General features: G+C 45.9%; 2 protein-coding genes and 1 tRNA gene. All 3 read right to left on the bottom strand.

Annotation, left to right across the window (positions count from 1 at the left end):
- The coding region (locus OEM52_14975) for a hypothetical protein (protein ID MDK9701436.1) at positions 1-566 on the bottom strand (566 nt) is incomplete at its 3' end.
- 298 nt (positions 567-864) lie between these two features.
- Positions 865-938, bottom strand: a tRNA-Arg gene (locus OEM52_14970).
- 284 nt (positions 939-1,222) lie between these two features.
- Entirely contained in the window at positions 1,223-1,981 is a 759-nt protein-coding gene (locus OEM52_14965) for an energy transducer TonB (GenBank protein ID MDK9701435.1), read from the bottom strand.
- Positions 1,982-2,125: the final 144 nt, after the last annotated feature.

The following is a 2,125-nucleotide window of genomic DNA, read 5'->3' as shown; positions in this document are numbered from 1 at the left end:
ATTTCATCATAAATGCGAAGAGTTCTGGTAACAGGGTTATACTGGATTGGATGTGCACCAACCAACATGATTCGAGCGTCGCGAAGTATTGAAGGTTCCGAAATGGTGTACAGCTCGCTGGGATACCACTCATTCCGGGAGTAAATCGCATTGGGTAAAATGAAGTCATCAGCATTGGTAGAGGAGAGCGACTGCTCGGGTACGATTGAGATATTACTGATGTCGTGATACTTGGTGGAAATTAGTTTTACCGAGACACCACCAGAATTTTTAATCCGAAATGTGCGATTCACTGAAGGAAGTGCCGGTGCGCCAATTCTCCATAACCGCGCTTCACCCGACAGCTCAGGTAGTATCCAGCTTTGTCCATTGATCTCAAGTTGCGTTTGTAGTACCTGTGGAGAGGTGTATCGTACGGTGTAATGTCCGACAGCGTGTTGTGATACACCGATCTGGATGGCATTTGGATCGGGGATTCCGGTTCCCATCTCCAGTGGTAACGCACTCGCATGCATATAGAGCACAAACAACCCGATGTATACGGCATAACTCTTAAAACGTCTCATTGTCTCGCTTCCCCTTTCACCGGAACTCGCAAAGTAAGATAATGGAAATCCAAGATAAACGGGAGTCATTTGCACATTTCTTAAAATTTTTCCAGATTTGTAAACAACCACCTCAGGTTTCCACAGGGTGTAATCTAACTTATGAATAGGAATCCCATTGATCGGATAGATCCTCTCATTCGTGAAACGAGAGATATTGATGATTAACATCGAAACAGTCTATGATCATTGATAATAATGGATTGTAGAGGGAAGGAAACAAAAAATGGGCGTATTCGATACGCCCATACCTCGATTGCGCGCCCTGAGGGATTTGAACCCCCAACCTTCTGATTCGTAGTCAGATGCTCTATCCAATTGAGCTAAGAGCGCCGCTTTCGCAAGGCGTAAGTTAGTTGTAGAATGCAGGCAAGTCAAGTCGGAGATTCTATTACATAGCATATCAATATTCTCAAGGCTCGTATACTTTATAATTATTCTCTTGTTACATTAAGCGCAGATTTCTAAGGCAAAATCAAAAAAGCGCACCGTGAAGTGCGCTCTTTGTAAGATACTCCGTGCTTTTCATGTCAGCCAAAATTGGCTAACCTCAAACTTCGGGTTGAACAACTTCAACTTGGGTGTGGACTGACAGGAGTGTCTTTCCTACCGATAAACTACTTCAGTTTGAATCGAATCGGTTGGGTAACCCAGATCGCAACTGGTTGCCCATTGTTGATCGCCGGCTTCATCTTCCACTTCTTCACCGCTTCCATCGCCTTGTCTTCAAAACCGAGACCGGGAGGACTCGCTTTCAACACTTTCACTTTCGTGATTTCGCCTTTTTTGTTGACAAGGAATTGTACGATCACAGTTCCAGCAAGACCTGCAGTCCGCGCCATTTCCGGGTATTCAGGCGGAGGTGCCGAGATAATCTCCGGTTGTTTTTCTACCGGAACAAATTCATCGGCTTTTGGAATGTATTCATCGTCCACCGGTGGAGCGATAACGACATCCCCTTGCCCTTGATTTGCGCCTACCGTTGTTTTACCAGATTCAATATCTTCGACGATTTTCTTGATTTCCATCACTTGTACCGTGTCGGCAACCTTCGAATCTTCAACAGCTTTCGCTTTTACTGCCACAATCGGGGCATTCGTTGGAGCGATAATCTTGACTTGTTCGACCTTTGGTTGATCGACAATCGGTGGCAACGCCAATTTTGTCGGATCAATATAAATCACTTGTGCATTATCGTCGGAGCCCTCGGTCATTTTTTTGTACATCTCATAACCGTACCACCCGCCGATTAAAACCCAAGCAACTAACGATGAATAAATCACTCCTTTAATCGTATTCTTTCCGACTAAATCACGCAGAACCAACGCGCCGAATTCCCGGGCGAGCAGTTCGTCAATGATGTTCGCGTAACTCATTGCTCCTCCCTCCTATTCTTGCGGGGTTGAAACGGCGTCGGGATACCCCGCCACCATCATAACTGAATCGTCGTCGCGACCCCAATCCGCCACCGAGTAGCGGGTGACTGAGTCGACATTGAACTGGTCGAGTAAGTCTACCAT

This window comes from bacterium, from assembly GCA_030247525.1.
GTDB lineage: Bacteria > Electryoneota > JAOADG01 > JAOADG01 > JAOADG01 > JAOTSC01.
This window is presented reverse-complemented; position numbering and strand designations above follow the sequence as displayed.